Below are 24,832 nucleotides of genomic sequence, written 5' to 3' on the forward strand. Positions count from 1 at the left end.
CGATCGTCTCTGCCTGCGGAAATGACCGTCCCGGCCAAATGAAAAATCCCCTCACACAGGAGGGGACGCCGCGCCGATGCCGACCGCGATTTTCCGGCGGTCGGGACTGATCAGCGCGGCCCGCTAAGCAGAAGGCGTACGGCACGCATGGCGTCAGGGTACCGCAGGGCTTGCGCGGCTCGCGACGAGGTTCCACCGCGCCGCACTGCGCCGCTCCGTGCTCCACCGGAGGCGCGGAACCCGACCTTTGGCCAAGGGTTACTCCGCGTACCGACCTCTATCGGGGCAACACCAAGATCGCATCGCGTTTAGATAACAACGCAATAACTCAAACCTCGTACTCACTGGTATGCGGCCACTTAGCATGCGGCGATCGAGCCATTTCGGAGTCGCCCCCATGAACCCTCTGAATCCGCGTCGCAAGAGCCGCACCAACCGCTCCACCCGCAAGAGCCGTTCGTACACAGCCTTCCCCGAACCGAGCAGAACCACGCGCGGAGTCCTGACAACCGCCGCGCTGCTGCTGATACCCCTGCTCGTCGTCCTCGGGAGCGACGCCTTCCGCGCCGCCCTCGACTTCACCACCGGCGTCCTGTCCCTGGTCTCCCTGACCGCCGCCGTCGTCTGGGGCCTGGTCGCTTCGGACCGGCTCTTCCTGCACTCACGTCAGCGACTGCTCGCCCAGGCCGTGCACCGGGCCACAGCCGTCGCGTCCATCGGTTTCCTTCTGCTGCACGTCAGCGTCAAACTCGCGCTCGACCACGTGTCGCCGGTCGGGGCCCTGATCCCCTTCGGGCTCGGCTTCTCCGGCAGCGACGGGCTCATCGGCCTCGGCTCGCTCGCCGGGCTCCTCATGGTGGTCACAGGCGTCACCGGGGCCCTGCGCAGCGCGTTCGCGTCCCCGGTCCAGGTCGCGTCGCGCTGGCGCGCGCTGCACATGCTCGCCTACCCCGCCTGGTGTTCGGCCCTGATCCACGGCCTGTACGCGGGACGCGCGCCCAAGCCGTGGGTGATCGCCCTGTACTGCCTCTGCCTGGTCGCCGTCGCGGGTGCGGTCGCGTTGCGCGCGGCCCCGCTCCCGATCAAACGGAAGGTGGCCGCCCGGATCCTGGTACTGCTCGAACCGGAGAGCAGAGCCCGCAACCGGGAGCCCGCCCGCCGGGACACCGCCGAGTCCCCGCTCCCCGGCACGGCCGCCGCTCCTGGCCGCGCCCCCGAAGCCGCCTCCGACCCGCCCCCGGTGGTCGGCATCGCCGCGGCCTACCGCGTCCTCGCCTCCACCAACCAGCCCACGGAGGTCGTCTCCAGCACCGACCCCCCGCCGCCCCGCTGGCCGGCCCCGTCCCCGCCTCCCCCGGCCGAGGCCCCTCACATCCCGTACGACCCGCCGTACGACACCCACTCCACGGCGTACGGCTTCGAGGACACCTCCTACCGCTCCCACGACACCGCGTACGACCCGCCGCCGTACGACCCGCCGTACGACGCGGCCCACAACCCTCCGTACGAGGCGCCGTACCAAGCCCCGTACGACAGCGGCCCCGCCACCGAACCGCTGCCCAACACCTTCCAGGCGCCGAGCTCGGGCGAGCCCTGGAACGCCGCCACCGGAGGCCCCAAGTGAACGCGTCGCTGCCCGACGTCCCCGAAGTCCGCGTCGTCGGGCTTCCGCTCCTGACCTCGGGCTTCGACCTGGTCGAGCGCCTGGACCTGGCGATGCACCTGAAGGTGCACGGCCCGCTCGAACCCATGGCGGGCGAGTCCCTCGCAGGCCTCTCCGAGGCCATCTCGCTGCGCGGCAGGGGCGGCGCCGGCTTCCCCTTCGCCAAGAAGCTGCGCGCGGTCGCCGACGCGGCGATACGCCGCGGCGTGCGCCCCGTGGTCGTCGTCAACGGCAGCGAGGACGAACCCGCCTGCCGCAAGGACACCGTCCTGATCAACCGCGCACCGCACCTCATCCTCGACGGCGCCCTCCTTGCCGCCGAGGCCCTGGGGGCGCGCACCCTCGTCGTGGGTGTGACCCGGGACTCCACCGAGGCCTCGATGCTCGCGGCGCTCGCCGAGCGCGGCCTGACCAACCGGCGCGGATCGAGCATCCGCGCGCGCGTGCAGCGCAATCCGGTGCGCATGGTGACCGGCGAGTCATCGGCCCTGGTGCGCTCGGCGGACGGCGGCCCTCCCATGCCGCCGGGCCGCAAGGTGCGCACCTCCGACTCCGGAGTGGGCGGGGCGCCCACGCTGCTGTCCAACGCGGAGACCTTCGCCCAGCTCGCGGTCGCCGCCCGGATCGGCGCCGACCGCTACTGCCGCACCGGCCTGCGGGAGGAGCCCGGCACGGTGCTGCTCACCGTCTCCGGAGCCGTCGCCCGGCCCATGGTGGTCGAGGTGCCCACGGGAGTGCCCCTGCGGTACGTCCTGCAGCTGGCCGGTGCGCCGCCGCTCCCCCAGGGTGTCCTGACGGGCGGCTATCACGGCAAGTGGCTCGACGCGATCACCGCTCATGACGCGGTCGTCTCACGCGCCTCCCTGGAGGCCTGCGGCGGCGCGCTCGGCGCGGGCGCGATCCTGCCGATCGGCCCCGGCACCTGCCCACTGGGGGAGGCGCTGCACGTGGCGAACTGGCTGGCCTCAGAGAGCGCGGGACAGTGCGGCCCCTGCTATCTGGGCCTTCCGGCGGCGGCCCGCGGTCTCGCCGACGTCCTGGACGGCGGTGGCCCCACCGCCCTGGAGGCGCTGCGCGAGGTGACACGGGCCGTGAAGCGGCGCGGCGCCTGCAAACACCCCGACGGCACGGCGGCCTTCATCGAGTCCACGATCACGGCGTTCACGGACGATCTCGCCGCGCACGTCCTGGGCGGCGGCTGCGGCCGCCCCGTGGAGGGCGTCCTGCCGCTCCAGCAGGAGGTCTCGCAGGCCGAGGCCCCCAGTGGCCGCAGGCTCGCCGTCGACTGGACGCTCTGCCAGGGCCACGGGCTGTGCGCGGACATCATCCCCGAGCTGATCCAGCTGGGCCCCGACGGCTTCCCCGGCGTAGCGGAGGCGCCCGTACCGCGGTACTCCGAAGCGCGTGCCACGCGTGCCGTACGCCGCTGCCCCGCGCTCGCGCTGCGCATCGAGGAGGACCCGTCCGCGCCCTCGCCGCGCACGGCGCTGCCGCTCGCGCTCCCGCCAGGCCGTGGCCGGGGCCGCAGGGCGCTCGGCAGCGGACGGCAATGACTGACTGAGGACCTGGCGGGGCCCATCGGGGTCCCGCCAGGAGACACCCGGCAGGACACACGAAAGCGGGCCACCCGATCCGGGTGGCCCGCTCTCATCTTCTGTGGAGCTAAGGAGAATTGAACTCCTGACCTCCTGCATGCCATGCAGGCGCTCTACCAACTGAGCTATAGCCCCTTGCCTGTCCGCCCGGTTCCCCCGGCGGCTCCGCCAACATTACACGCTCCTCCCCGTGCTCCACCAAATCGTTTCCGGTCTGTACGGATACGGCCGGTACTGTCAGCCTTCGTGACCGTGATCGCGCTTGTCGGCGCCCTTGTCGGCGCCCGCCGCCGAGTGCCCCTCGCCGCCGGGGCGTGCCTGCTCTCCTTCACGGCCTTCTGGATCGCGCAGCGCGCCGCGGACGTCTCGATGATCGACTTGATGGTCTACCGCGCCGAGGGCGAGACCGTGCGCGCGGGCGGCGACCTCTACGCGCTGCGCACCACCGAGGCCCATCTGCCCACCACCTACCCGCCGTTCGCCGCCCTGCTGTTCACGCCGCTGACACTCCTGGACACGGCGGACATGCGCACGCTGGCGACGCTGGGGAACCTGCTCCTCCTGGTGGCCTTCACGCATCTCGCCCTCCGTCTCGTCGGGCCCGTACCGACCGCGGGGGGCGTCGGCCACGCGCGCGTGGAGACCGCCCTGTGGGTGTCGGCCCTCGCGGTCTGGGCCGAGCCGGTGTGGACGACCCTTCGGTACGGCCAGATCAATCTGCTGCTCGCCGTCCTGGTCCTGTGGGACCTGTCACGGCGCCCAGGCCACCCCTGGGCCGGCGTGGGCATCGGCATCGCGGCGGCGATCAAGCTCACGCCCGCGCTCTTCGCGGTGTTCCTGCTGCTCACCGGCGCCGCCGAGGCCGTACGGCGCGGGCCTTGGCGCGCACCGGCGCGGCACGCGTGCGTGGCGGCCGCCTCGTTCGCCGGCGCGACGCTGCTCGCGGCCGCCGTCCTGCCCTACGACTCCCGGCGCTTCTGGACCCGCATGGTCTTCGAGGCGGGCCGGGTAGGGCTCCCCGAGGACACCGCGAACCAGTCGCTGCGCGGGGTCATCGCGCGGCTCCTGCACACCGATGAGCCCGGCATCCGGTGGGCCCTGACCGCGGCGGCGGTCGGCGTGCTCGGTCTCGCGGTCGCGGTGCACGCCGCGCTGCGCGGGGAGCGCGCCCGCGCTGCGGTGTCCTGCGCGGCGACGGCGCTCCTGGTCAGCCCGGTGTCGTGGTCGCACCACTGGGTGTGGTGCGTGCCGATGGCGCTGCTCGTGTGGACGGACGCGCTGCGCCGGGGCGGCCTGGCTCGGTGGGCGGCCACGGGCGCAGTGGTCCTCGTCTTCTGTTCGTACGCCCTGTGGTGGGTTCCGCACGGCGTGGGACGGCTTGAACTCGGCCAGAATTATGGCGAGATGACGTTGTCCGCCCTCTACGTAGGGACCGCTTTCGCGTTCCTGCTGCAAGGAGCCGGACGGATTCGGACGTCGGACCCGCCGGTGGATCAGGCCGTGGCGAAGGAATAGAAGCGCTTGAGCGTGCAGTGTTCGTCGAGCAGCCGGCCATAGATCGGCTCCCCTTCGAGCTCGCGGTACGTCTCGATGGGGTCGCCCTTTATGATCAGCGCCCGCGCGCACTCCTCGCACCAGTACTGATAGTCCGGGTTGACGGGTTCCATGTCGCGGACGATCGGCGTACCACTGCCGCACCAGTCGCACTTCCGCCTGTGTGCACCCATCAATCAGCTCCAGCTGCGGCCGCAGGCCGTGCACACGTACGAGACACCGCCGTTGTCGCCGAGTACTTGGGCGACATGGGACGAACCGCAGGACGGACAGGTCAGGAGGGTGATCGCCGCGAAGGGAGCGGCAGCGCGACACGGCGCGGCCACTGCGATGGGGCGGTCGGCCCCATCGAGGATGCTCGCAGGCATCGCTCTCCCTCCCGTCGGGTCACAATCGGTGGTCTGGTGCGGTCCCCTTCCGGCTGTCCGATTCTGCCACGGCCTGAGCGACCCGGTCAGCGACGCAGTCGTACCAGTCCGGACACGGCGCCCAGTGCGGCCGCCCCTGCCAGTGCGTATGCGCACACCAGGAGCGCGTCCGCGGATGAATACGCCCCCGGAGCCCCTTGCGACTCAAGCCGGTTGAGGAAAAGTGCGCCGTAGCACGCGACACCGATCAGCTGGCCGAGCTGAGCGACCGTCGAGAGCAGTCCGCTGGCGTCCGCCGCGTCCTCGGGCCGCACCGTGGAGAGCGCCCGGGTGAGCGTCGGGCTGAACCCGAGGGAGAGACCGGCGCCGATGCCCACGAAGGCCGCATACAGCCACAGTCCGCCTTCCCCGCCGTCCCGCAGCAGCAACCCCACCGCCACCGCCGACACCGCGGTGAGCGCGAATCCACCGGGAATCAGTGCCCGTTGGACGGACGCGGGCCAGTGGCGCCAGGTCAGGCCGACCGCACCGAAGACCGCCGCGGTCGGCGCGAACGTCAGACCCGCGCGCAGCGCGCTGTAGCCGAGGCCGCCCTGGACGTGCAGTGTGAGCACGAACAGGAAGCCCGCGTTGACCGCCATCACCACGGTGATCCGGAAGACCGCGAGGCCTATGCCTGGGATGCGCAGGACCCGCGGCGCGATCAGCGGCGCCCCGCCGCTGCGGGCGAGCCGGGACTCGTACGCGCAGAAGAGCGCGAAGAGCACCACGGCCGAGCCCATGGAGAGCCAGGACCACAGCGGCCAGCCCTCCTGCTGGCCGAGCACCAGCGGCACGGTGAGCAACGACACGGCCCCGCCGAGCAGCACGAGCCCCGGCAGGTCGAGTCCGCGCGCCCGCTGCCCCTCCCCCGGCTTCCTGGACGCGTCACGCGGCAGCACCCGCCGCGCCATGACCAGCAGAATCACGCCGACCGGCACGTTCACCAGGAACACCGGACGCCAGCTGGTGCCGAACAGATCGGCGCTGACGAGGACCCCGCCGAGCACCTGCCCCGCCGCAGCCCCGACGGCGAGCACGGCCGAGTACGCGCCGAGCGCCTTCGTGCGCGCCTCACCGGTGAAGTTGCGCTGGATCAGGCTGAGCACCTGCGGGATGAGAAGCGCCGAGCCCGCGCCCTGCAGCAGCCGGAAGGCGATCAACTCGCCCGTGCCCTGGCTGAGTCCGCAGGCGAGCGAGGCGACGGTGAAGACCGCGAGGCCCATGAGGTAGACGCGACGGTGGCCGAGGATGTCGCCGAGCCGCGCGCCGGTGATCAGGAGCACGGCGTACGTGATGGTGTATCCGGCGATCACCAGCTGCAACCCGGCGCCGGAAGCGCCCAGTTCGGTGCGGATGGTGGGCGCGGCGACATTGACGATGAAGACGTCGAGCAGCGCCATGAACTGTGCGGCGATGACGACCGCGAGAAGCCGCCCGGGGCGGTTGTCAGTGCCGGGGGCTTTACTGGATGCAGGACGTGAACCAGCGGGATCCGCTGCGGTGGACGGGGTGGTCGTTGTCATGGCACCGAGCCTGACGGCGAGTTGGTACGGGTAACGAGAGCCCGCTGATGCTGGTACTGACAACACCTGGCAAGGCCGGGGGCGTCGACCGACGATGGGGGATGTGACGACGATGGGGACGACTCAGCGACGCAGGCCGGAGCTCGCCGCCTTCCTGCGCGGCCGCAGGGCCAGGGTGACACCGGCCGACGTGGGCATGCCCCCGGGCCTGCGCCGCCGCACGCCGGGCCTGCGCCGCGAGGAGGTCGCCCAGCTCTCCGGAGTCGGCGTCACCTGGTACACGTGGCTGGAGCAGGGCCGCCCGATCAACGCGTCGGCCCAGGTCCTGGACGCCGTGGCGCGCACGCTCCGCCTCGACAGGGCGGAGCGCGAGCATCTGTACCACCTGGCCGACGTGCCGTTTGCCCCGGACCGCAAGGCCCCTTCCCCCGAGGCCGTCGGCCCGGAGATCCAGGGCATCATCGACGCCCTCGACCCCCGCCCGGCGGTGGTCTACAACGCGCGGTACGACATCCTCGCCACCAACCCCGCCTATCGCGATCTCTTCTTCGTCCCGCAGATAGAAGCCTTCGGCGTCCCGAACGTGCTGTGGACCCTGTTCATCGCGCCCGATCCCGTCTGCCCGCTGGTCTTCCGCGACGAGGAGCTGCCGGTGATGGTGGCGACGCTGCGCAGTTCGTACGGACGGCATGTGGGCGAGCCCGCCTGGGAGGGGTTCATACGCCGCCTGTCCGCCGCGAGCGCGCACTTCGCCGAGCTGTGGGAGAGCGGCGACGTGGCACCGCCGGGACCGCGCGTGAAGACGTTCCGGCACGATGCGGTCGGTGAGCTGCGCATGACGTCGGTCTCGCTGTCCATCAACGGCATGCCGGAGTGCCGGATCGTGGCGTACACACCGGACGACGAGGAGAGCCGCCGGCGGTCGGCCGCGCTGCGTGAGCTCAGGCCCCCGGAAGCAGAAGGGTCTGGGGAAACGGGAGGAGCCGGGGAAGTGGGAGGAGCTGGGGAAACGAAAGGATCCCGCCCTCTGATGAGGACGGGATCCTGATTGTGGAGCTAAGGAGAATTGAACTCCTGACCTCCTGCATGCCATGCAGGCGCTCTACCAACTGAGCTATAGCCCCTTGTGTTCTTCCCGCTCGGCGGGCGAACAAGAAGAACTTTAGCCTGCGACGAGCCGGAATGTGAAATCCGGGCGACGGACCCTCTCAGGCCCTCCGACCAGCGGCTCTCGCACCCGCCCGGTCCAGGGCTAATCGTCGTCGCCGAGCACCGGCTCCGGCAGCGTGCCGGCGTTGTGCTCCAGCAGGCGCCAGCCCCGCGCGCCCTGGCCGAGCACGGACCAGCAGCAGTTGGAGAGCCCGCCGAGGCCCTCCCAGTGGTGGGACTCCAGGCCGAGGAGGCGGCCGATGGTCGTACGGATCGTGCCGCCGTGGCTGACCACCACGAGCGTGCCGTTCTCCGGCAGCTTCTCGGCATGGCGCAGCACGACCGGCGCGGCCCGGTCGGCGACCTCGGTCTCGAGCTCGCCACCGCCCCGGCGCACCGATTCGCCGCGCTTCCACGCGGTGTACTGGTCGCCGAAGCGCGCGATGATCTCGTCGTGCGTCAGGCCCTGCCACTCACCGGCGTACGTCTCCTGGAGGGCCTGCTCGTGCGTGACCTCCAGGCCGGTGAGGGCGGCGAGCTCACTCGCGGTGGCCGCCGCCCGCTTGAGGTCGGACGCCACGATGGCGTCCGGCTTCAGCGAGGCGAGCAGCCGGGCGGCGCGCCTGGCCTGCGAGACACCGGTGTCGGTCAGGTCGATGTCCGTGGAGCCCTGGAAGCGGCGCTCCAGGTTCCAGGACGTCTGGCCGTGCCGCCACAGGATGATCCGGCAGCCGCGGTTGGTCACCGAAGCTCACCGTCCAGATCGGCTGCCTCCTCCGCGGCGCGCTGCTCGGCGTGCTCGGCGGCCTTGCCGCGAGTCGCGACGGCGTCCGCGGGGAGCTCGATCTCGGGGCAGTCCTTCCACAGGCGCTCGAGGGCGTAGAAGACACGCTCCTCGCTGTGCTGGACGTGCACCACGATGTCCACGTAGTCCAGGAGGACCCAGCGGGCTTCGCGGTCGCCCTCGCGGCGCACCGGCTTGACGCCGAGCTCCTTGCTGAGCCGCTCCTCGATCTCGTCGACGATCGACTTGACCTGGCGGTCGTTGGGCGCGGACGCGAGCAGGAAGGCGTCGGTGATCGACAGCACGTCACTGACGTCGTACGCGATGATGTCGTGCGCGAGCTTGTCGGCGGCCGACTGTGCGGCTGCCTTGATGAGCTCGATGGAGCGGTCCGTGGCGGTCACTAGTGAGCTTTCCTTCAGGTGGTCAAGACACACCAAGGGTCTCACGGACCGCCGACAGCACTCCCGGCCATCGCTCGATCACCCTGTCTGCTGCGTCACCCGCGCCGGGAAGCCACGGACCCCCGACCGGGAAAGGCTCCCGGCCGGGGGTCCGTGGCTTCCATACGGCCGCGCCGTCAATACGGTCGTGCCGTCAATGCCGTCGTGCCGTCATCCCGCCTTGTAGTCCTGGCCGAGGACGACCGACACATCCGCGTTCGGTGCGGTCTTGCCCTTGCGGACCGCGCTGTCCGGCAGGCCGAGGGTCTTGGCGACCTCGGTGGCCTGCGTCTTCTTGTCCGCGTCGGCGTACGTGACCTGCGATGCCGCCTGGGCCGTCGAGCCCGCGCCGCTGTCCACGAAGGTGTAACCGCCGTTGACCAGCGAGATCCGCGCGTCCTGCCCCGCGCCCTTGCTGCCGGAGGCGTTCTTGACGCCGACCCGGACGGCCGCGTCCTTGTCCGGGTTCTTGACCGCGCCGCCGAGGACCTCCTTGACCACGTTCGCGCCGGCCTGCTCCGAGAGCGTCCCGTCCTGCTGCACCGGGAGCCGCTCCGTGGAGTAGTCACCGCCCTTCGCACGGTCGGCGAGCTTGGCGAGGAAGGCGCCGAGGTCCTTCTCCTTGAGCGACGGGTCCAGGATCTGGGCCAGCGACTGGACGGTGGTCGTCGCGGCCTGCGGGTCGGACGACAGCTTCCGCAGGACGCCCTGCATGACCTGGCCGAACCGGCCGAGCTGCGCGGTCTCGGACTCGCCGGACGCGCGGTAGGTGGCGTACGCGACGGCCATCGGGCCGCTCAGGGTCTGCTGCTCGCCCTTCTTCACGAGGGGCGCCTGACCCTTCTTGGCCTTGGGGTCGGGCACATTCGCGTTCGTGTCGACGTCGATGTTGCCGACCAGCTCGACGAGGTTGTTCAGGTACGGGGTGTCGAGCCGCCAGGTGCCCTCGACCTGGGTGCCGAGCAGGCTGTCGATCGACTCCCTGGTGCCGGTCGAGCCGTCGTCGTCGACCGACTTGCCGAGCGTCGTGCCCGCGCCGTCGTCGTCGGTCACGGCGAGGGAGTTGGGCAGCAGGACGGTGGTGCCCCGCTTGGTCGTGGTGTTGTTCACCAGGAGCGCCGTGGAGGTGCCGCCCCCCTTGGTGTTGTGCAGGTGGACGACGATCACGTCGCGGTTCTGCGGTCCGGCCGCCGCGCCGGCGTCGCCGGACGCGTCGTCCGAGAGGCCGGGCAGCTTGCCCGCGTACCAGAGATAGCCGACGCCGCCCGCGATCACGAGTGCGAGCACCACGACGAGCGCGACGACCCGGGAACGCCCGCGCCGCTTGGCCTCCTCGCGCCGCTCGGTGCGGCTCTCGGTGAACTTCAGCCAGTCGATGACGTCTTCGGACTCTTCGTCCGGCTCCTCGATGAAGGAGAACTGCTGGGTCTCGTACGCGGGATCGCGCTCCGGCGCGCGCCGGGGCCCGGATTCGGGTTCGGGTTCGAGATCCAGGTCCGGCTCAGGCTCCGGCTGCCGCGACTGCTGCGGGATCCAGCCGGTCTGCGTCTGCTGGGCGGCCTGCTGCTGGGGCTGCTGGGGCTGCCGCTGCGACTGGTGGGTCTGCTGCGGCTGGTGGGTCTGGTGCTGAGCCTGCTGCTGGTCGTACGTCCCGTAAGAACCGGAGTCGTACGAGGCGTCGTACGGCGGGACAGGAGGCTGCTGCCCGGTCGCGTACGGGTCGTATCCGTAGCCCTGCGGCTGCTGCTGATGCTGTTGCTGCGACTGCTGCTGGGCCTGGGCCCCGTACTGGTCGTACGAAGCCGAGGGCTGCACCTGCTGGTACACCGGCTGGCCGTACTCGTCGTACCCGACGACCTGGTACTGGTCAGCCGCGTACTCGCCCGCGTACGGGTCGCCGCCCGCATACGGGTCGTACTGTCGGTCGTTCACCGGTGCCCCTCTCGGCTCAATCGCCGCGGTACAGCTCGCGCTTGTCGATATAACGCACCACACCGTCCGGCACCAGATACCAGACGGGATCCCCCTTGGCGACCCGCTCACGGCAGTCCGTGGACGAGATGGCGAGGGCCGGGACCTCCACCAGCGAGACGCCGCCCTCCGGCAGGCCCGGGTCGGCCAGCGTATGGCCGGGCCGGGTGACCCCGATGAAGTGCGCCAGGGAGAACAGCTCTTCGGTGTAGCGCCAGGTGAGGATCTGGCCGAGGGCATCGGCGCCCGTGATGAAGAAGAGGTCCGTGTCGGGATTGAGCGTGCGCAGATCGCGCAGCGTGTCCGTCGTGTAGGTCGGTCCGCCGCGGTCGATGTCGATGCGGCTCACCGAGAACTGTGGATTCTCGGCCGTCGCGATGACCGTCATCAGATAACGGTCCTCGGCCGGGGACACCACCGAGTCGCTCTTCTGCCACGGCTGCCCGGTCGGCACGAACACCACCTCGTCGAGGTGGAACTGCGCGGCGACCTCCTGGGCCGCCACCAGGTGTCCGTGGTGGATCGGGTCAAACGTTCCGCCCATGACTCCGAGGCGGCGCTTGCCCTTGCTGGCCGGGCCGGTACCGGGACCGGTAGGCATGTCCTGCTCTCCCATGCGTGCAGACCCTACCGGCCCGGTCGACGGGCTCTGTTTCAGCCGTCCGTTCCGTGAGACCGCTCAGCGGTCCCGGTTGAAGCGCGTGGTGATCCACAGGAGCAGCATCAGCGCGACGAACGCGCCGCCGCCGGTGACGAGAGGGCTGATGCTTGCGTGCTCGTCGACGTGCTTGCCCTCGGAGGCGAGAGTGACCAGCTGGGAGGCGGTGCTGTGGAGGCTCATCGTCGGCAGGACCTATCCGGAGGTGGGCGGGACAAAGACTTCGGGGCCATCGTATGCGGGGGCACCGGCCGAGCTCACGCCGACTCAGCCGTTGTGGTCCGCGCGGTCGCCCTTGTCCGCCCCGCCGGGACGGTCCTCGCCGCGCTCGGCGTCGCCACCCTCGGACCCCCGGGGCTCGGCGTCCCCGCCCCCGGACTCGGCGTCGGCACCCTGCTTGTAGCCCCGCAGCAGGAACCACGCCATGAGCACGCAGCCGACGACCATGACGATCAGCACGATGCGGAGCAGATTGCCCGCCCCCTGCTCCTTGGCGGCCAGGGCGGCCGCCTCCGTGACCCAGTGGTGGGCTGCGGCGCTGTGCTCCATGACGGCCATGACGGGCGACTCCATTCGCTGTGCTGCCCTGTCACGGTATCTCCGCCTAGGCTGGGACCCACCTCGGGGGCATGACTGGACGAGCATGGGGGATGGCGGATGACCGACGACAACGACCACGGCCGGCAGGGCGGCGGCCACGGGAGCGGCCACGAGAACGTGCCGAGCAGGCAGCGCAGGCGCTTTCCCGGCATCTCGTCACGGGCGTACGAACACCCGGCGGACCGTTCGGCCCTGGTGGCCCTGCGCAAGCTGAGCGGCTTCGACACCGTCTTCAAGGCACTCAGCGGGCTGCTCCCCGAGCGGAGCCTGCGGCTCCTGTTCCTCTCCGACTCCGTGCGGGTCTCCGACGCGCAGTTCTCGCACCTCAACACCATGCTGCGGGACGCCTGTTACATCCTGGACCTGGAGAAGGTCCCGCCGATGTACGTGAACATGGACCCGAACCCGAACGCGATGTGCATCGGTCTCGACGAGCCGATCATCGTGGTGACCACCGGCCTCGTCGAGCTGCTCGACGAGGAGGAGATGCGCGCGGTCGTCGGCCACGAGGTGGGCCACGCGCTGTCCGGCCACTCGGTGTACCGGACGATACTGCTCTTCCTCACGAACCTCGCGCTCAAGGTCGCCTGGATCCCGCTCGGCAACATGGCGATCATGGCGATCGTGACCGCCCTGCGCGAGTGGTTCCGCAAGTCCGAGCTGTCGGCCGACCGCGCGGGGCTCCTGGTGGGCCAGGACCTCAAGGCGTCGATGCGCGGCCTGATGAAGATCGCGGGCGGCAACCACCTGCACGAGATGAACGTGGACGCGTTCCTGGAGCAGGCCAAGGAGTACGAGGCCGGGGGCGACCTGCGCGACTCCGTCCTGAAGATCCTGAACGTGCTGCCGCGCACGCATCCCTTCACCACCGTGCGCGCCGCCGAGCTGAAGAAGTGGGCCGAGACCCGCGACTACCAGCGGATCATGGACGGCCACTACCCCCGCCGCGACGAGGACAGGGACACCTCGGTGTCGGACTCCTTCCGCCAGTCGGCGTCCAGCTACGCGGACGACATGCGCAACAGCAAGGACCCCCTGATGAAGCTGGTCAACGACATCGCGGGCGGCGCTGGCGACCTGGGCGGCAAGCTGCGCGGAAAGTTCACCGGCCAAGGAGGCCAAGGCGGTCAGAGCGGGCAGCAGGGCGGCCGGAACGACGACCCGCCGGCCACCGGGGACAAGTAATCTCCGGGCAGTCCCGGGCAGCCCCCGGGCAGTCCCCAGGGAGCACCTCAGAGCGAAGGCTGGGCGGTGGCCGCGAGCGAGCCGCACAGCGCCGTGGCGTCACCCGTCGCGTACGGGTCGGTGCCGGCGGGGCCGCCCGCCTTCGCCTTCTGCCCGGCGAGCAGCGGCCGCAGCTGGTTGGCGGCGTCGGCGGAGCAGGCGAGCGGACCCGCCTGCATGTACGACACGAGCAGCTCGGCCTGGCGCATCCGCAGGTCGTCGCGGTCGAAGCGGAACTGCAGCTCGCGGCGGACGGTGAACAGCGAGGCCTTGGCGTGCTCGCCCTTGCCTGCCGGACGCAGCGCGTAGACGAAGGTGTGGTCCGAGGTCACCTCGAGGGTGTTCTTGTCCGTCTCCGTGGCGTGCAGCGTGCCGTGGACCCGGATGCCGGGCGTGGCGAGGGCCGTCTTCGTCGGGTCGAAGCGCACCAGCCAGCCCGTGGGCGCGTGCCGTCCGTCGGCCGCCGGGTGCGCGAAGCTCTTGTCGAACTGGTCGAGCTGCTGCGGGTCGAGCAGGATCCGGGCGGAGCGCACGGCGCCGCCGGTGAGGACGTCCGGGTCGAGCGAGGACTCGACCAGATAGTCCTTGGCGGTGGTCAGCGCGGCCATCACCTGGCCGTCCGAGAAGTGCGAAGTGCGGTGCGCCGAAGGGAGGTTGATGCCCGACGCGCCCACCCGGAACTGCGCGGCCTGGCTGTGCGCGAACAGGTCGGACGGCTTCTCGGCGCCTGGCACCGGGCCCGGCGGGGCGAGCGGTATGACCGTCATCCGCAGGGGCTCGGGGCGCTGTGCGGCCGGGGTCTGGTACGGATGGCGTACGCCCATGTAGATCGCGGTGCCGAAGGCGACGGCGATCAGCAGGACGAGGATCACGGCCTGTTTGGACAGGTGCCGATGGCGCGCGGGACGGCGGCGCACCGCGTGGGTGTGATCGCCCATGCGCTCCTGCGCGGAGTACTCCTGGAGCCGTGCGGCGCGGACGAACGACTCGTCGAAGACGACGGATCGATACTCGTCCTCACCACCGGCGGGAGCGCCCTCGGGGGTCCCCTCGGGTGGTTCTCCTGGCCCGCCCATACCTTCAGGGTAGGTCTCAGCACGGTCAGGTAAACGCCCTGGTACACGACAAGTTCTGACAACTTCTCACGGGATGCGGGGCGCCGCGGACACGGGGGGCGGGTCGTACTCCGCGGAGGCCGACGGCTCCGTGGAGACCGGCGGCGGGGACGGGTCCTGGCGGCCCGTGGACGCGCCGCGGTAGACCGCGGTGAAGGCGAGCGCGACCATGCCGATGCCCATCAGGAGCGCGAGCATCCAGGCGACGGGGCGGTGCCAGCGGTTGCGGCTTCCATAGCCGCTCTGGCGGCCGTACCCGTCATCGGTGAACTCGCGGTCGTACACGTCGTCGAGGTCCGGGTCGTGGCCGAACTCGCCGCCGTCGTCGGGGCCGAAGCCCTCGTCGTAGAGGTCGTCCTCCGGCGATTCGCGGCCCGAACCCCGGGTGCGGGCCCGGCGGTTCTCGGCCTCGGAGGCCTCGGCGCGCGCCTGGGCGGCGGCCAACAGCCGCTCCACCGCGGTGGGTTCATGAACCTCGGCGGCCTTGATGAAGTCCTCGTCGAAGACCACGGAGGCGAACTCTTCGTCCGCACCCCCGCGGTCGCGGTCGTCGTCGGGCTCCCAGCCGTCAGGAAACGACGGCGTGCCCCCCACGTCCTCCGGCACCCTTCCAGCGTAGACCCGGAAGGGGCAATCTGGGCAGACGGTACGAGAATTGGGCCCGAGCGGGAATTCAGCGGATGTGGCCGTCCCCGGTGACGATGTACTTCGTGGACGTCAGCTCGGGCAGCCCCATCGGGCCCCGGGCGTGCAGCTTCTGCGTGGAGATGCCGATCTCGGCGCCGAAGCCGAACTGGCCGCCGTCCGTGAAGCGCGTGGAGGCGTTCACGGCGACCGTCGTGGAGTCCACGAGCTGGGTGAAGCGGCGCGCGGCCTGCTGCGAGGTGGTGACGATCGCCTCGGTGTGCCCGGAGGTCCACAGGCGGATGTGCTCGACGGCCTGCTCCAGGGAGTCGACGATGCCCGCCGCGATGTCGTACGAGAGGTACTCGGTCTCCCAGTCCTCCGTGGTCGCGGGCACGACGGTGGCCTTCGACCCGTCGGCGTACGCGATGACCCGCTCGTCGGCGTGCACGGTGACCCCGGCCTCGGCCAGGGCGTCCAGGGCGCGCGGCAGGAAGGCGTCGGCGATGTCCGCGTGCACCAGGAGCGTCTCGGCGGCGTTGCAGACGCTGGGGCGCTGGGCCTTGGAGTTGATGAGGATGTCGACGGCCATGTCCAGGTCGGTATCGGCGTCCACGTAGACGTGGCAGTTGCCGGTGCCGGTCTCGATGACCGGGACGGTGGACTCCTCGACGACGGTCTTGATCAGTGAGGCGCCGCCGCGCGGGATGAGGACGTCGACGAGGCCGCGGGCGCGCATCAGCTCGCGCACGGAGTCGCGGTTCTCGCCGGGCACGAGCTGGACGGCGTCGGCGGGCAGGCCCGCTCCGTGGACGGCGTCGCGCAGCACGCGGACGAGCGCCGTGTTCGATTCGTACGCCGATGACGAACCCCGCAGGAGCACCGCGTTGCCGGACTTCAGGCAGAGGGCGGCGGCGTCCACGGTGACGTTCGGGCGGGCTTCGTAGATGATCCCGACGACGCCGAGCGGGACGCGGACCTGGCGCAGGTCGATGCCGTTGGGCAGGGTCGAGCCGCGGACGACCTCGCCGACGGGGTCGGGCAGCGCCGCCACGTCGCGCACGTCGGCGGCGATGGCGCGGACCCGCTCCGGGGTGAGCGTCAGGCGGTCGACGATCGACTCGCTGGTCCCGGCCTCGCGGGCGCGTGCGGTGTCCTTGCCGTTGGCCTCGATGATCTCGGCGGTGCGCACCTCGAGGGCGTCGGCGATCGCCAGGAGCGCGTCGTCCTTGACGGCCCTCGGCAGTGGCGCGAGCGTCGCGGCGGCACCGCGGGCGCGGTACGCGGCCTGGGCGACCGGCGAGAGGTTGTCGTAGGGCAGGCCCGAGAACGAAGGGGAGAGGGACGTCATGCCCGCAGCGTAATGCGGAGCGGCCGAGGTCCACCCGCTGTTTCAGCAGCCGAGACCCGTGTGCTCACGACGGCTCAAAAAGGGTGCACGCCCACCGGGGTCGCCGGGAGCGGACCGTACCCCTCCGCGATTCGCTGGTGGTATGTGTCGCGGTCGATCACTTCAAGCCCCACGATCTCCCACGGCGGGAGCTTCGCGCTCTGCCGGTGCTCGCCCCAGAGCCGGAGCGCGACCGCGGCCGCGTCGTGCAGGTCGCGGGCCTCTTCCCAGTACCGGATCTCCGCGTGGTCGGGGGCATACCTGCTGGTCAGCAGAAAGGGGTGGTCGTGGGCGAGCTGTTCGAGGCCTCGCCTGACCTCGTTCAGCGGGGCGTTGGCCCCCGAGACGCTCAGGGTGACGTGCCACAGACGGGGCGCGTCCACCGTCTCGGCCTCCTGCGTCTCGTCCGTCTCACCGGCCGCTTGCGTGTCGGTGTACGTCGCCCCCGCGGCGACACTGGTCAGGGACCGCTCAGCCGACGCGCGGGACGACGCTCCCGGGCGCACTCGTCTCACGACGGCCTCCTCTACGCAATGGTGGTGCGGATACGCAATGGTCGTGCGGAAGTGTCTGGAACAAAGTTGAGCAGGCCAAGCGCCCCCGCGGGGCGGTTTTGGGGAGTTTCACCTCGCAGGGGCCGGTCGGAACGTGGCGTTCGCGCCTGTTTTCGGCCGGGGACCACTGGGGCGGCTGTGACTCCTGTGGCGACGGAACCGTGGGACGCGGGGGCCGCGAAGGGCTGGAAGGGCTGGAAGGGCTAACCGTGCAGGAGGGCCAGGTCGTCGCGGTGCACGACTTCCCGCTCGTACGCCGGTCCGAGCTCCCGCGCGAGCTCCCGCGTGGAACGGCCGAGGAGCTGCGGAAGCTCCTTGGCGTCGAAGTTCACCAGGCCGCGCGCCACGGCACGTCCCGCGGTGTCCCGCAGCTCGACCGGGTCACCCGCGGAGAAGTCGCCCTCGACCGACGCGATCCCGGCGGGCAACAGCGATTTGCGCCCCTCGACGACCGCGCGCACCGCCCCGTCGTCGAGCGTCAGCGCGCCCTGCGGCTCGGAGGCGTGCTGGAGCCACAGGAGCCGGTCGCCGGTGCGGCGGCCCGTGCGGTGGAAGTACGTCCCCGTGTCGCGGCCCGCGAGGGCGTCGGCGGCGTGGATCGCGGACGTCAGGACGACCGGGATCCCGGCTGCCGCCGCGATCCGCGCGGCCTCGACCTTGGTGACCATGCCGCCGGTGCCGACGCCCGCCTTGCCCGCGCTGCCGATCTGGACGTGTTCGATGTCGGCGGGGCGCGCCACCTCGGAGATCCGGGAGGTGCCGGGCTTGGCCGGGTCGCCGTCGTAGAGGCCGTCCACGTCGGAGAGCAGGACGAGGAGGTCGGCGTGGACGAGGTGGGCGACGAGGGCTGCGAGCCGGTCGTTGTCGCCGAAGCGGATCTCGTCCGTCGCCACGGTGTCGTTCTCGTTCACGACGGGCAGCGCGCCCATCGCGAGGAGCTGGTCGAGGGTGCGGGACGCGTTGCGGTGGTGGGCGCGGCGGGCCATGTCGTCGGAGGTGAGGAGCACCTGCCCGACGCGTACGCCGTAGCGCGCGAAGGAAGCGGTGTAGCGGGCCACCAGGAGGCCCTGGCCGACGCTGGCGGCCGCTTGCTGCCTCGCGAGGTCCTTGGGGCGCCTGCGCAGGCCCAGCGGCGAGAGCCCGGCGGCGATGGCACCGGACGAGACGAGCACGATCTCGCGCTCGCCGCCGCTGCGGCTCTTGGCGAGCACGTCAACGAGTGCGTCAACGCGATCGGCGTCCAGGCCTCCCGACGCGGTGGTCAGGGACGAGGACCCGACCTTGACGACAACCCTGTGGGCCTCTGCGATGCCCTGCCTTGCCCCAGCCACGTGCTTCCCCAATGATCCCGAAGATCCCATTCCCTGCCGGACCAGCCAATCTACGCGAGTGCCCAGGTGGGCTGCCCCCGCATTTCGAGGGGCGGACGGGGCAGGGACCGAAGACTCCCCCGAGGCGAATCCCGCCTTCGAGGTTCAGTACCTTTGCCCCTTTATCCGGTGATTGTCGTCACGGAAGATTGCTACGGAGCCACCGCACGTCATACGGTCAGTGGTCGACTTCCCGCGTTCCCTCCGTCCGATCCCCCCGATCCCCCGCCAGGAGCCCAAGCCCGTGCCCTCTGCCGGACTCGCACCCCGCCGCATCGTGCAGCTCTCCGCGCTGTTCGCGATGTTCGCGCTCTTCACGGCCCAGCTCGTCAGCGCGCTGGTCCCGTATGTACCGGTGTTCATCGCCGCATCGGCGGCGAACCTCGCGCTCGACGTCTATCTGCAGTACAAGCAGCCGGGGCTCCTCTCCCTCCTTGGCAAGATCCGTTTCGATGTCACCGTCAGGCAGCTCCTGCGCGACATGCTGATCCTGGTCGGCCTGCTGCGCATCGACGGCATCGAGCCGCTGGCCGAGCAGTCGCCGCTGACCATCTCGCTGCTCGCGTTCTACTTCCTGCACTTCGGCTGCCAGGCCACCGCCATACTGGTGCGCCGCCGCCGTCAGCTGCCGATCGTCACGCGCAACATCGACACGTCCGCGCTGCACCTGACCGCGGCCCCGCCGCGGATCCTCTCGCGCCGCCAGGCCCACCGCCTCCTGACGTTCTCGATCCCCGCCACGGCCGGCCTGATGGTCACCGCGGCCACCACGGACGCGTACTGGGGCGGCATCGGCCTCGGGATCTCCATCGCCCTGATGGGCCTCGGCGCGATCTACCTCGCCACGTGGCTGCTCCCCAAGAAGCGCGCGAAGAACGACGAGAAGGTCATGGAGTGGCTGGACAACTGGCTGGCCGAGTACCAGCCGTCCGTCGCGATGTACTTCTCGGGCGGCGCCACGTCCGCGTACCAGGCGAACATGTGGCTCTCCACGCTCTCCAAGCTCGACGGCAATCCGCTGATCGTGCTGCGTGAGCGGTTCATGGTGCAGAAGATCGACGCGACCGACGTCCCGATCATCTGCTTCCCGAAGGTCGCGACGATGTTCTCCCTGGAGACCTCGACGCTGAAGATGATGCTGCACCCGGCGAATGCCGCGAAGACCTCGCAGGTCCTGCGCATCCCGACGATCAAGCACGCCTTCATCAACCACGGCGAGAGCGACAAGCTGTCCTCCTGCAACCCGTACGCGAAGGCGTACGACGAGGTGTGGGTGGCGGGCCCCGCCGCGCGCGACCGCTACCAAGCGGCCGACGTCGGCGTCGAGGACAAGGACGTGGTCGAGGTCGGCCGCCCCCAGCTGTCCCCGATCCTGCGCTCGACGGGCGCCCCCACGGGCCCGTTCACGACCGTTCTGTACGCCCCCACCTGGGAGGGCTGGGACGGCAACCCCGGCAACACGTCGGTGACCCTCGCGGGCGAGAACATCGTCCGGCACCTCCTCGCCGACCCCGGCGTGCGGCTCATCTACAAGCCGCACCCGATGACCGGTTCGCAGGACCCCCGCGCCGGCGCGGCCAACGAGCGCATCAAGGCGATGATCCGCGAGGCCGCGGTCAAGCGTTCGGGCGAGCGACCCGGCCAGGAGGCCCTGGCCGAACTGTCGCTCCGCACCGCCGAGTTGGACCGGCTGACCTCGACCGCGTTCCGCAAGAGCGTGGACGAGATGGAGCGGATGATGCTCCAGGGCACGCCGGACGGCGACCAGCAGGCGGCCGTGGCCGAGGCGACGGCGGCGTGGGAGGCGGCGTACTGGGCTTCGTTCCCCGAGTGGGAGCACCAGATCATCACCACCGCGCGCCCCGCGATCTTCTCCTGCTTCAACCAGGCGGACCTGCTGATCAGCGATGTCTCCTCGGTCGTCTCCGACTGGCTGACGAGCGAGAAGCCGTACGCGGTCGCCAACACGTCCGGCATGTCCGAGGCGGACTTCCGCGCGGGCTTCCCGACGGTGAGCGCGGCGACGATCCTCTCCCCGACCGCCGAGGACCTCCCGGTCCTCCTGGAGGCCGTCCGCTCCCCGGAGAAGGACACGCACGCCGAGTCGCGCGCCGCCCTCAAGGAGCACCTCCTGGGCCCCTCGGACCCGCCCTCCCTGGTCCGCTTCAACGAAGCGGCCCTCGCCCTCGCGGCCAAGGCCGACGAGCGCCGCTTCCGCATGGCCACCCGCATCGACGCGGAGATCCCCGGCCAGCGCGCGGCGCAGGACGCGGCAGAGGAGATGGAGTCCGACCCCACCGAGCAGAACGGCGCGGAGGACTCGGTCACGGCGTAGCCCCGCAAGGGGCGCGGGGAACTGCGCGATCAACCCCGACGCACCCGCACCGTGCACGAACAGACGAAGGCCCCCCGGAGCAGAAGCTCCGGGGGGCCTTCGCGTAGTCAGGGGCGCCCCCGCCAGGCAAAAGCCTAGAACGGTTCGAAGTCGTCGTACGCCTTCTCCGCCTCGTCACGCTCCGAGTCGCGGTCCCGGCGGCGCTGGGCCGCGGGACGGGGCGCCTCCAGGCGGTGGTCCTCGCCACGGCGGCCGAGCATCTCCGCACCGGCCATCACCGAGGGCTCCCAGTCGAAGACGACCGCGTTCTCCTCCGGGCCGATGGCGACGCCGTCACCGGTACGCGCGCCCGCCTTCATCAGCGCTTCCTCGACGCCGAGGCGGTTCAGCCGGTCCGCGAGGTAGCCGACGGCCTCGTCGTTGTTGAAGTCGGTCTGGCGCACCCAGCGCTCCGGCTTCTCGCCGCGCACGCGGTAGATGCCGTCGTCGCCGAGCTTGACGGTGAAGCCCGTGTCGTCCACGGCCTTGGGCCGGATGACGACCCGGGTCGCCTCCTCCTTCGGCTTCGCGGCACGCGCCGCGCCCACCACCTCGGCGAGCGCGAAGGAGAGCTCCTTGAGCCCCTTGTGCGCGATGGCCGACACCTCGAAGACGCGGTAGCCGCGTGCCTCCAGGTCGGGCCGGACCAGGTCCGCGAGGTCCTGGCCGTCCGGTACGTCGATCTTGTTCAGGACGACGACCCGCGGCCGGTTCTCCAGGCCCGCGCCGTACTCCCGCAGCTCGGCCTCGATGATGTCGAGGTCGGAGACGGGGTCACGGTCGGACTCGAGGGTCGCCGTGTCCAGGACGTGCACCAGGACGCTGCACCGCTCGACGTGCCGCAGGAACTCCAGGCCGAGGCCCTTGCCCTGGCTCGCGCCCGGGATCAGGCCGGGGACGTCGGCGATGGTGTAGACGGTCGAACCGGCCGTCACCACACCGAGGTTGGGGACGAGCGTCGTGAAGGGGTAGTCCGCGATCTTCGGCTTGGCGGCGCTCAGAACCGAGATCAGCGAGGACTTGCCGGCGCTCGGGTAGCCCACGAGTGCGACGTCCGCGACCGTCTTGAGCTCCAGGACGACGTCGCCGTCCTGGCCGGGCTCACCGAGCAGCGCGAAACCGGGCGCCTTGCGGCGGGCCGAGGCGAGTGCCGCGTTGCCGAGGCCGCCGCGGCCGCCCTGCGACGCGACGTACGTCGTGCCCTGGCCGACCAGGTCGGCGAGGACGTTGCCCGCCTTGTCGAGGATGACGGTGCCGTCCGGCACGGGCAGGACGAGGTCCTGGCCGTCCTTGCCGGAGCGGTTGTCACCGGCACCGGGGGCGCCGTTGGTCGCCTTGCGGTGCGGGGAGTGGTGGTAGTCGAGCAGGGTCGTGACCGACTGGTCGACGACCAGGATCACGTCACCGCCACGGCCGCCGTTGCCACCGTCAGGGCCGCCGAGCGGCTTGAACTTCTCACGGTGGACGGAGGCACAGCCGTGGCCCCCGCTACCCGCGGCGACATGCAGCTCGACGCGGTCCACGAAGGTGGTCATGGGATGTGCCTCCAGAAACGAACGAATGTCAGGGGCGAAATGCCCCTAGATGTAACACGCGAAGGGCGGACCCGCTTCCCGACAGGGAAGTGAGGTCCGCCCTCGCGAAGAACTGTTCTACGGAAGCCTGATTCAGGCGACCGGAACGATGTTCACGACCTTGCGGCCACGGTGCGTGCCGAACTCGACCGCACCGGCGGCCAGCGCGAACAGCGTGTCGTCCTTGCCACGGCCGACGCTCGAGCCGGGGTGGAAGTGGGTGCCACGCTGGCGGACCAGGATCTCACCGGCGTTGACGGTCTGACCGCCGAAGCGCTTCACGCCGAGCCGCTGAGCATTGGAATCGCGCCCGTTCCGAGTGGACGATGCGCCCTTCTTGTGTGCCATGTGTTCTCAGTCCCTTACTTCGCAGCCGTGGGGATACCGGTGACCTTGATCGCCGTGTACTGCTGGCGGTGACCCTGGCGACGGCGGTAGCCGGTCTTGTTCTTGTAGCGAAGGATGTCGATCTTGGCACCCTTGTGGTGGTCCACGACCTCGGCCGTGACCTTGATACCGGCAAGCACCCACGGGTCGCTCGTCACGGCGTCGCCGTCGACAACGAGCAGCGTAGAGAGCTCTACGGTGTCGCCAACCTTGGCGGTGGGAAGCTTGTCAACCTCAACGATGTCGTCGACAGCAACCTTGTGCTGGCGACCACCGCTGCGCACGATGGCGTACACGGATCTCTCTCTCGCTCGGAACGGGACCCCCGCAGTCCAGCCGCCCGCATGACACGGTCGGCCTCTCCCGGACGCCAGGCGCCGGAAGGGAAATCAGGTTTACAGGGGTAGGACGTGCCTAGTAACACGCCGACGGTCAAGATTACGGGGCTGGGCCGGACGGGTCAAACCGGCTTCTCACCGTCCGGCGGCAGCGGCTTGACGCCCTTGCACAAGTCGGTGCTGTCGGCCTTGCCGGGCCAGGCGATCGCCCGTACGCGGTCGAAGTGTCCGCGGTACGCGTCGTGCACGGAGTCGTCGTCGATCTTCACGATCGCCTCGTCGTTCTCGCGCAGCGCGGGCGCCGTGTAGTTCTGCGAGCCGGTGAAGGAGATCTTGTTCTGCTTGCCGTCGTACTTGCCGTCGATGAGCAGGTACTTCGAGTGGATGATGTAGGGCGTCACCAGCTTGGTGCCGGGGTGCAGCGGGTCCCTGTCGTCGTTGAAACAGCGCATGGTCGGCCCGCCGGACTTGTGCAGCGCCTCCCAGGTGCCGGGGGTGCCGCCCTGGCTCTTGGCGCTGTCGGTCTCGGCGTAGACGATGCTGACCGTGCAGCCCGCCTTCTTGAGCGAGACGAGCTTGTCGGCGATCTGCTTCCGGGTGATCTTGAAGATCGAGGCGCGGATGTTCGTGTGCCGGGCCACCCCCGCCGCGTCCTTGTAGTTGCACTGGACGTTGTTCAGGACCGAGTACATCGTGTCGGTCTCGTTGACCGTGCCGGAGCGCGGGAAGAAGTACGCCTTGTAGAGGCCGTCGCTGACCGTGCGGTAGTCCCAGTTCCGCCAGTCCTTGCGGATCATGTCGGCGAAGTAGTCGGCGTACGCCTCGTACATCGTCGGGTTGTTCGGGAGCTGCAGCGCGTCGTTGAAGAACTTCGTGTGCGCGGAGGGCGTCGAGTTCGACGTGGTCTGCACGACGACGTCCTTGGCGCCCTCGACCTCGGAGAACAGCCAGAACTTGTTGTGCATGATCGACTTGCCGTACGCCGGGTCGCCCAGGCAGGACTTGCCCGTCGGGCAGAGCGCCACGAAGGACGGCTTGCTCTTGTCGGTGCCGAGCGCCGTCGCCAGCGTGCTGTACGAGGTGTTCGCGGGGCGGTCGCTCCTGCTGGACTCGTCGAGCAGCATCTGGACGTTCACCCCGCGGTTCCTGGCCGCCACGAGCGCGTCCACGACCGACGCCTCCCACACGTGGTAGACCGCGACCTTGATGGTCGATCCGGGCACCGCGGCGTTCGTCAGCTCGATCAGGCGGGTGCGTATCGCGTACTGCTGCTCGGTGGTGCCCAGCGGGTTGTTGAAGATCGGCGCCTCGACCAGTGGCGGCTCCCCGTCCGCCGCCGCCGTCCCCATCGCGCTGACCGTCTGGATCCCCGCCGCCGACAGGACCGTGGCCAGTGCGACGGCCTGGCGTCCGCCCTTGACCTGCTTCACGGCACGGTGACGTCCCGTGCCTCTCAGGCGACCGTGCGCCATCGTCCATCCCCTCCCCGGACACGAGCCGAGCGTTTCCCCAAACGCCACGCTCGCGTGTTC

24 protein-coding genes and 2 tRNA genes are annotated in these 24,832 nt (G+C 70.5%); 6 read left to right on the top strand and 20 right to left on the bottom strand.

All coding sequences use genetic code 11. From position 1 onward, the window contains the following. Nucleotides 1-397: 397 nt before the first annotated feature. Complete coding sequence (locus AC07AG_RS17290; protein WP_478755921.1) at nucleotides 398-1,624, top strand: ferric reductase-like transmembrane domain-containing protein; 1,227 nt, start codon at nucleotides 398-400, stop codon at nucleotides 1,622-1,624. Continuing rightward, a complete protein-coding gene (locus AC07AG_RS17295; RefSeq protein WP_478755922.1) occupies nucleotides 1,621-3,216 on the top strand; it encodes an NADH-ubiquinone oxidoreductase-F iron-sulfur binding region domain-containing protein in 1,596 nt (531 codons plus the stop codon). Before AC07AG_RS17290 ends, AC07AG_RS17295 begins: the two co-directional genes overlap by 4 nt. Nucleotides 3,217-3,320: 104 nt before the next feature. Here the strand turns inward: AC07AG_RS17295 and AC07AG_RS17300 are convergent. Then, a tRNA-Ala gene (locus AC07AG_RS17300) sits at nucleotides 3,321-3,393 on the bottom strand. Nucleotides 3,394-3,513: 120 nt separating this feature from the next. Between AC07AG_RS17300 and AC07AG_RS17305 the strand changes: the two genes are divergently transcribed. After that, nucleotides 3,514-4,773 (top strand): glycosyltransferase 87 family protein, encoded by a 1,260-nt coding sequence (locus tag AC07AG_RS17305; RefSeq protein WP_478756306.1) that lies wholly within the window; start codon nucleotides 3,514-3,516, stop codon nucleotides 4,771-4,773. On the opposite strand, the gene AC07AG_RS17310 is transcribed toward AC07AG_RS17305, so the two are convergent. The 3 genes from AC07AG_RS17310 to AC07AG_RS17320 all read right to left on the bottom strand — a co-directional run bounded on the left by AC07AG_RS17310 (nucleotide 4,752) and on the right by AC07AG_RS17320 (nucleotide 6,745). Then, nucleotides 4,752-4,985 carry a hypothetical protein gene (locus AC07AG_RS17310; protein WP_016643127.1) on the bottom strand — a complete coding sequence of 78 codons (234 nt, stop codon included), beginning with the start codon at nucleotides 4,983-4,985 and terminating at the stop codon, nucleotides 4,752-4,754. The genes AC07AG_RS17305 and AC07AG_RS17310 overlap by 22 nt on opposite strands. Nucleotides 4,986-4,988: 3 nt before the next feature. Then, the gene (locus AC07AG_RS17315; RefSeq protein ID WP_478755923.1) at nucleotides 4,989-5,180 is read right to left on the bottom strand and encodes a hypothetical protein; all 192 of its coding nucleotides are present in this window, start codon (nucleotides 5,178-5,180) and stop codon (nucleotides 4,989-4,991) included. Between the two features lie 86 nt (nucleotides 5,181-5,266). Beyond that, the gene (locus AC07AG_RS17320; RefSeq protein ID WP_478755924.1) at nucleotides 5,267-6,745 is read right to left on the bottom strand and encodes an MFS transporter; all 1,479 of its coding nucleotides are present in this window, start codon (nucleotides 6,743-6,745) and stop codon (nucleotides 5,267-5,269) included. Nucleotides 6,746-6,839: 94 nt separating this feature from the next. Between AC07AG_RS17320 and AC07AG_RS17325 the strand changes: the two genes are divergently transcribed. Then, nucleotides 6,840-7,793, top strand: coding sequence for a helix-turn-helix transcriptional regulator (locus tag AC07AG_RS17325; protein WP_478755925.1), 954 nt, complete (start codon nucleotides 6,840-6,842; stop codon nucleotides 7,791-7,793). Between the two features lie 3 nt (nucleotides 7,794-7,796). Here AC07AG_RS17325 and AC07AG_RS17330 read toward each other — a convergent pair. The 7 genes from AC07AG_RS17330 to AC07AG_RS17360 form a co-directional block, all read right to left on the bottom strand. Further along, nucleotides 7,797-7,869, bottom strand: a tRNA-Ala gene (locus AC07AG_RS17330). A 128-nt stretch (nucleotides 7,870-7,997) separates the two neighbouring features. After that, on the bottom strand, nucleotides 7,998-8,639 hold the full coding sequence (locus AC07AG_RS17335) for a histidine phosphatase family protein (protein ID WP_478755926.1): 642 nt from the start codon (nucleotides 8,637-8,639) through the stop codon (nucleotides 7,998-8,000). Beyond that, nucleotides 8,636-9,082, bottom strand: coding sequence for a ribosome silencing factor (gene rsfS, locus AC07AG_RS17340; protein WP_249589951.1), 447 nt, complete (start codon nucleotides 9,080-9,082; stop codon nucleotides 8,636-8,638). Before rsfS ends, AC07AG_RS17335 begins: the two co-directional genes overlap by 4 nt. A gap of 210 nt (nucleotides 9,083-9,292) precedes the next feature. Beyond that, on the bottom strand, nucleotides 9,293-11,053 hold the full coding sequence (locus AC07AG_RS17345; protein ID WP_478755927.1) for an LCP family protein: 1,761 nt from the start codon (nucleotides 11,051-11,053) through the stop codon (nucleotides 9,293-9,295). A 16-nt stretch (nucleotides 11,054-11,069) separates the two neighbouring features. After that, nucleotides 11,070-11,708, bottom strand: a complete 639-nt coding sequence (nadD, locus tag AC07AG_RS17350; RefSeq protein ID WP_478755928.1) for a nicotinate-nucleotide adenylyltransferase — start codon at nucleotides 11,706-11,708, stop codon at nucleotides 11,070-11,072. A 63-nt stretch (nucleotides 11,709-11,771) separates the two neighbouring features. Continuing rightward, nucleotides 11,772-11,933, bottom strand: a complete 162-nt coding sequence (locus AC07AG_RS17355; protein WP_202121161.1) for a hypothetical protein — start codon at nucleotides 11,931-11,933, stop codon at nucleotides 11,772-11,774. Nucleotides 11,934-12,017: 84 nt separating this feature from the next. Then, entirely contained in the window at nucleotides 12,018-12,308 is a 291-nt protein-coding gene (locus tag AC07AG_RS17360) for a hypothetical protein (protein WP_478756328.1), read from the bottom strand. Nucleotides 12,309-12,407: 99 nt separating this feature from the next. On the opposite strand from AC07AG_RS17360, the gene AC07AG_RS17365 reads away from it, so the two are divergent. Then, a complete protein-coding gene (locus AC07AG_RS17365; RefSeq protein ID WP_478755929.1) occupies nucleotides 12,408-13,535 on the top strand; it encodes a M48 family metallopeptidase in 1,128 nt (375 codons plus the stop codon). A gap of 47 nt (nucleotides 13,536-13,582) precedes the next feature. Here AC07AG_RS17365 and AC07AG_RS17370 read toward each other — a convergent pair whose 3' ends face one another. From AC07AG_RS17370 to proB, 5 genes are all read right to left on the bottom strand, one after another. Continuing rightward, nucleotides 13,583-14,650, bottom strand: coding sequence for an SCO2583 family membrane protein (locus tag AC07AG_RS17370; RefSeq protein WP_478755930.1), 1,068 nt, complete (start codon nucleotides 14,648-14,650; stop codon nucleotides 13,583-13,585). Nucleotides 14,651-14,716: 66 nt separating this feature from the next. Continuing rightward, nucleotides 14,717-15,295: an SCO2584 family spore wall biosynthesis protein gene (locus tag AC07AG_RS17375; protein WP_478755931.1), complete on the bottom strand. Its 579-nt coding sequence runs from the start codon at nucleotides 15,293-15,295 to the stop codon at nucleotides 14,717-14,719. 67 nt (nucleotides 15,296-15,362) lie between these two features. After that, nucleotides 15,363-16,664 carry a glutamate-5-semialdehyde dehydrogenase gene (locus AC07AG_RS17380; RefSeq protein ID WP_478755932.1) on the bottom strand — a complete coding sequence of 434 codons (1,302 nt, stop codon included), beginning with the start codon at nucleotides 16,662-16,664 and terminating at the stop codon, nucleotides 15,363-15,365. A gap of 74 nt (nucleotides 16,665-16,738) precedes the next feature. Next, nucleotides 16,739-17,218, bottom strand: coding sequence for a hypothetical protein (locus AC07AG_RS17385; RefSeq protein WP_478755933.1), 480 nt, complete (start codon nucleotides 17,216-17,218; stop codon nucleotides 16,739-16,741). Nucleotides 17,219-17,460: 242 nt separating this feature from the next. Next, complete coding sequence (gene proB, locus AC07AG_RS17390) at nucleotides 17,461-18,588, bottom strand: glutamate 5-kinase (protein ID WP_478755934.1); 1,128 nt, start codon at nucleotides 18,586-18,588, stop codon at nucleotides 17,461-17,463. Between the two features lie 283 nt (nucleotides 18,589-18,871). Between proB and AC07AG_RS17395 the strand changes: the two genes are divergently transcribed. Continuing rightward, entirely contained in the window at nucleotides 18,872-20,962 is a 2,091-nt protein-coding gene (locus AC07AG_RS17395) for a hypothetical protein (RefSeq protein ID WP_478755935.1), read from the top strand. 134 nt (nucleotides 20,963-21,096) lie between these two features. On the opposite strand, the gene obgE is transcribed toward AC07AG_RS17395, so the two are convergent. The 4 genes from obgE to AC07AG_RS17415 all read right to left on the bottom strand — a co-directional run bounded on the left by obgE (nucleotide 21,097) and on the right by AC07AG_RS17415 (nucleotide 24,772). Next, the gene (gene obgE, locus AC07AG_RS17400) at nucleotides 21,097-22,536 is read right to left on the bottom strand and encodes a GTPase ObgE (protein WP_478755936.1); all 1,440 of its coding nucleotides are present in this window, start codon (nucleotides 22,534-22,536) and stop codon (nucleotides 21,097-21,099) included. Between the two features lie 132 nt (nucleotides 22,537-22,668). Then, the gene (gene rpmA, locus AC07AG_RS17405; RefSeq protein ID WP_160505003.1) at nucleotides 22,669-22,923 is read right to left on the bottom strand and encodes a 50S ribosomal protein L27; all 255 of its coding nucleotides are present in this window, start codon (nucleotides 22,921-22,923) and stop codon (nucleotides 22,669-22,671) included. A 14-nt stretch (nucleotides 22,924-22,937) separates the two neighbouring features. After that, on the bottom strand, nucleotides 22,938-23,258 hold the full coding sequence (rplU, locus tag AC07AG_RS17410; RefSeq protein WP_160505004.1) for a 50S ribosomal protein L21: 321 nt from the start codon (nucleotides 23,256-23,258) through the stop codon (nucleotides 22,938-22,940). Nucleotides 23,259-23,422: 164 nt separating this feature from the next. Further along, nucleotides 23,423-24,772, bottom strand: coding sequence for a phospholipase D-like domain-containing protein (locus AC07AG_RS17415; protein ID WP_478755937.1), 1,350 nt, complete (start codon nucleotides 24,770-24,772; stop codon nucleotides 23,423-23,425). Nucleotides 24,773-24,832 lie beyond the last annotated feature (60 nt).

The sequence above is a fragment of the Streptomyces sp. NPDC044044 genome, assembly GCF_056434405.1.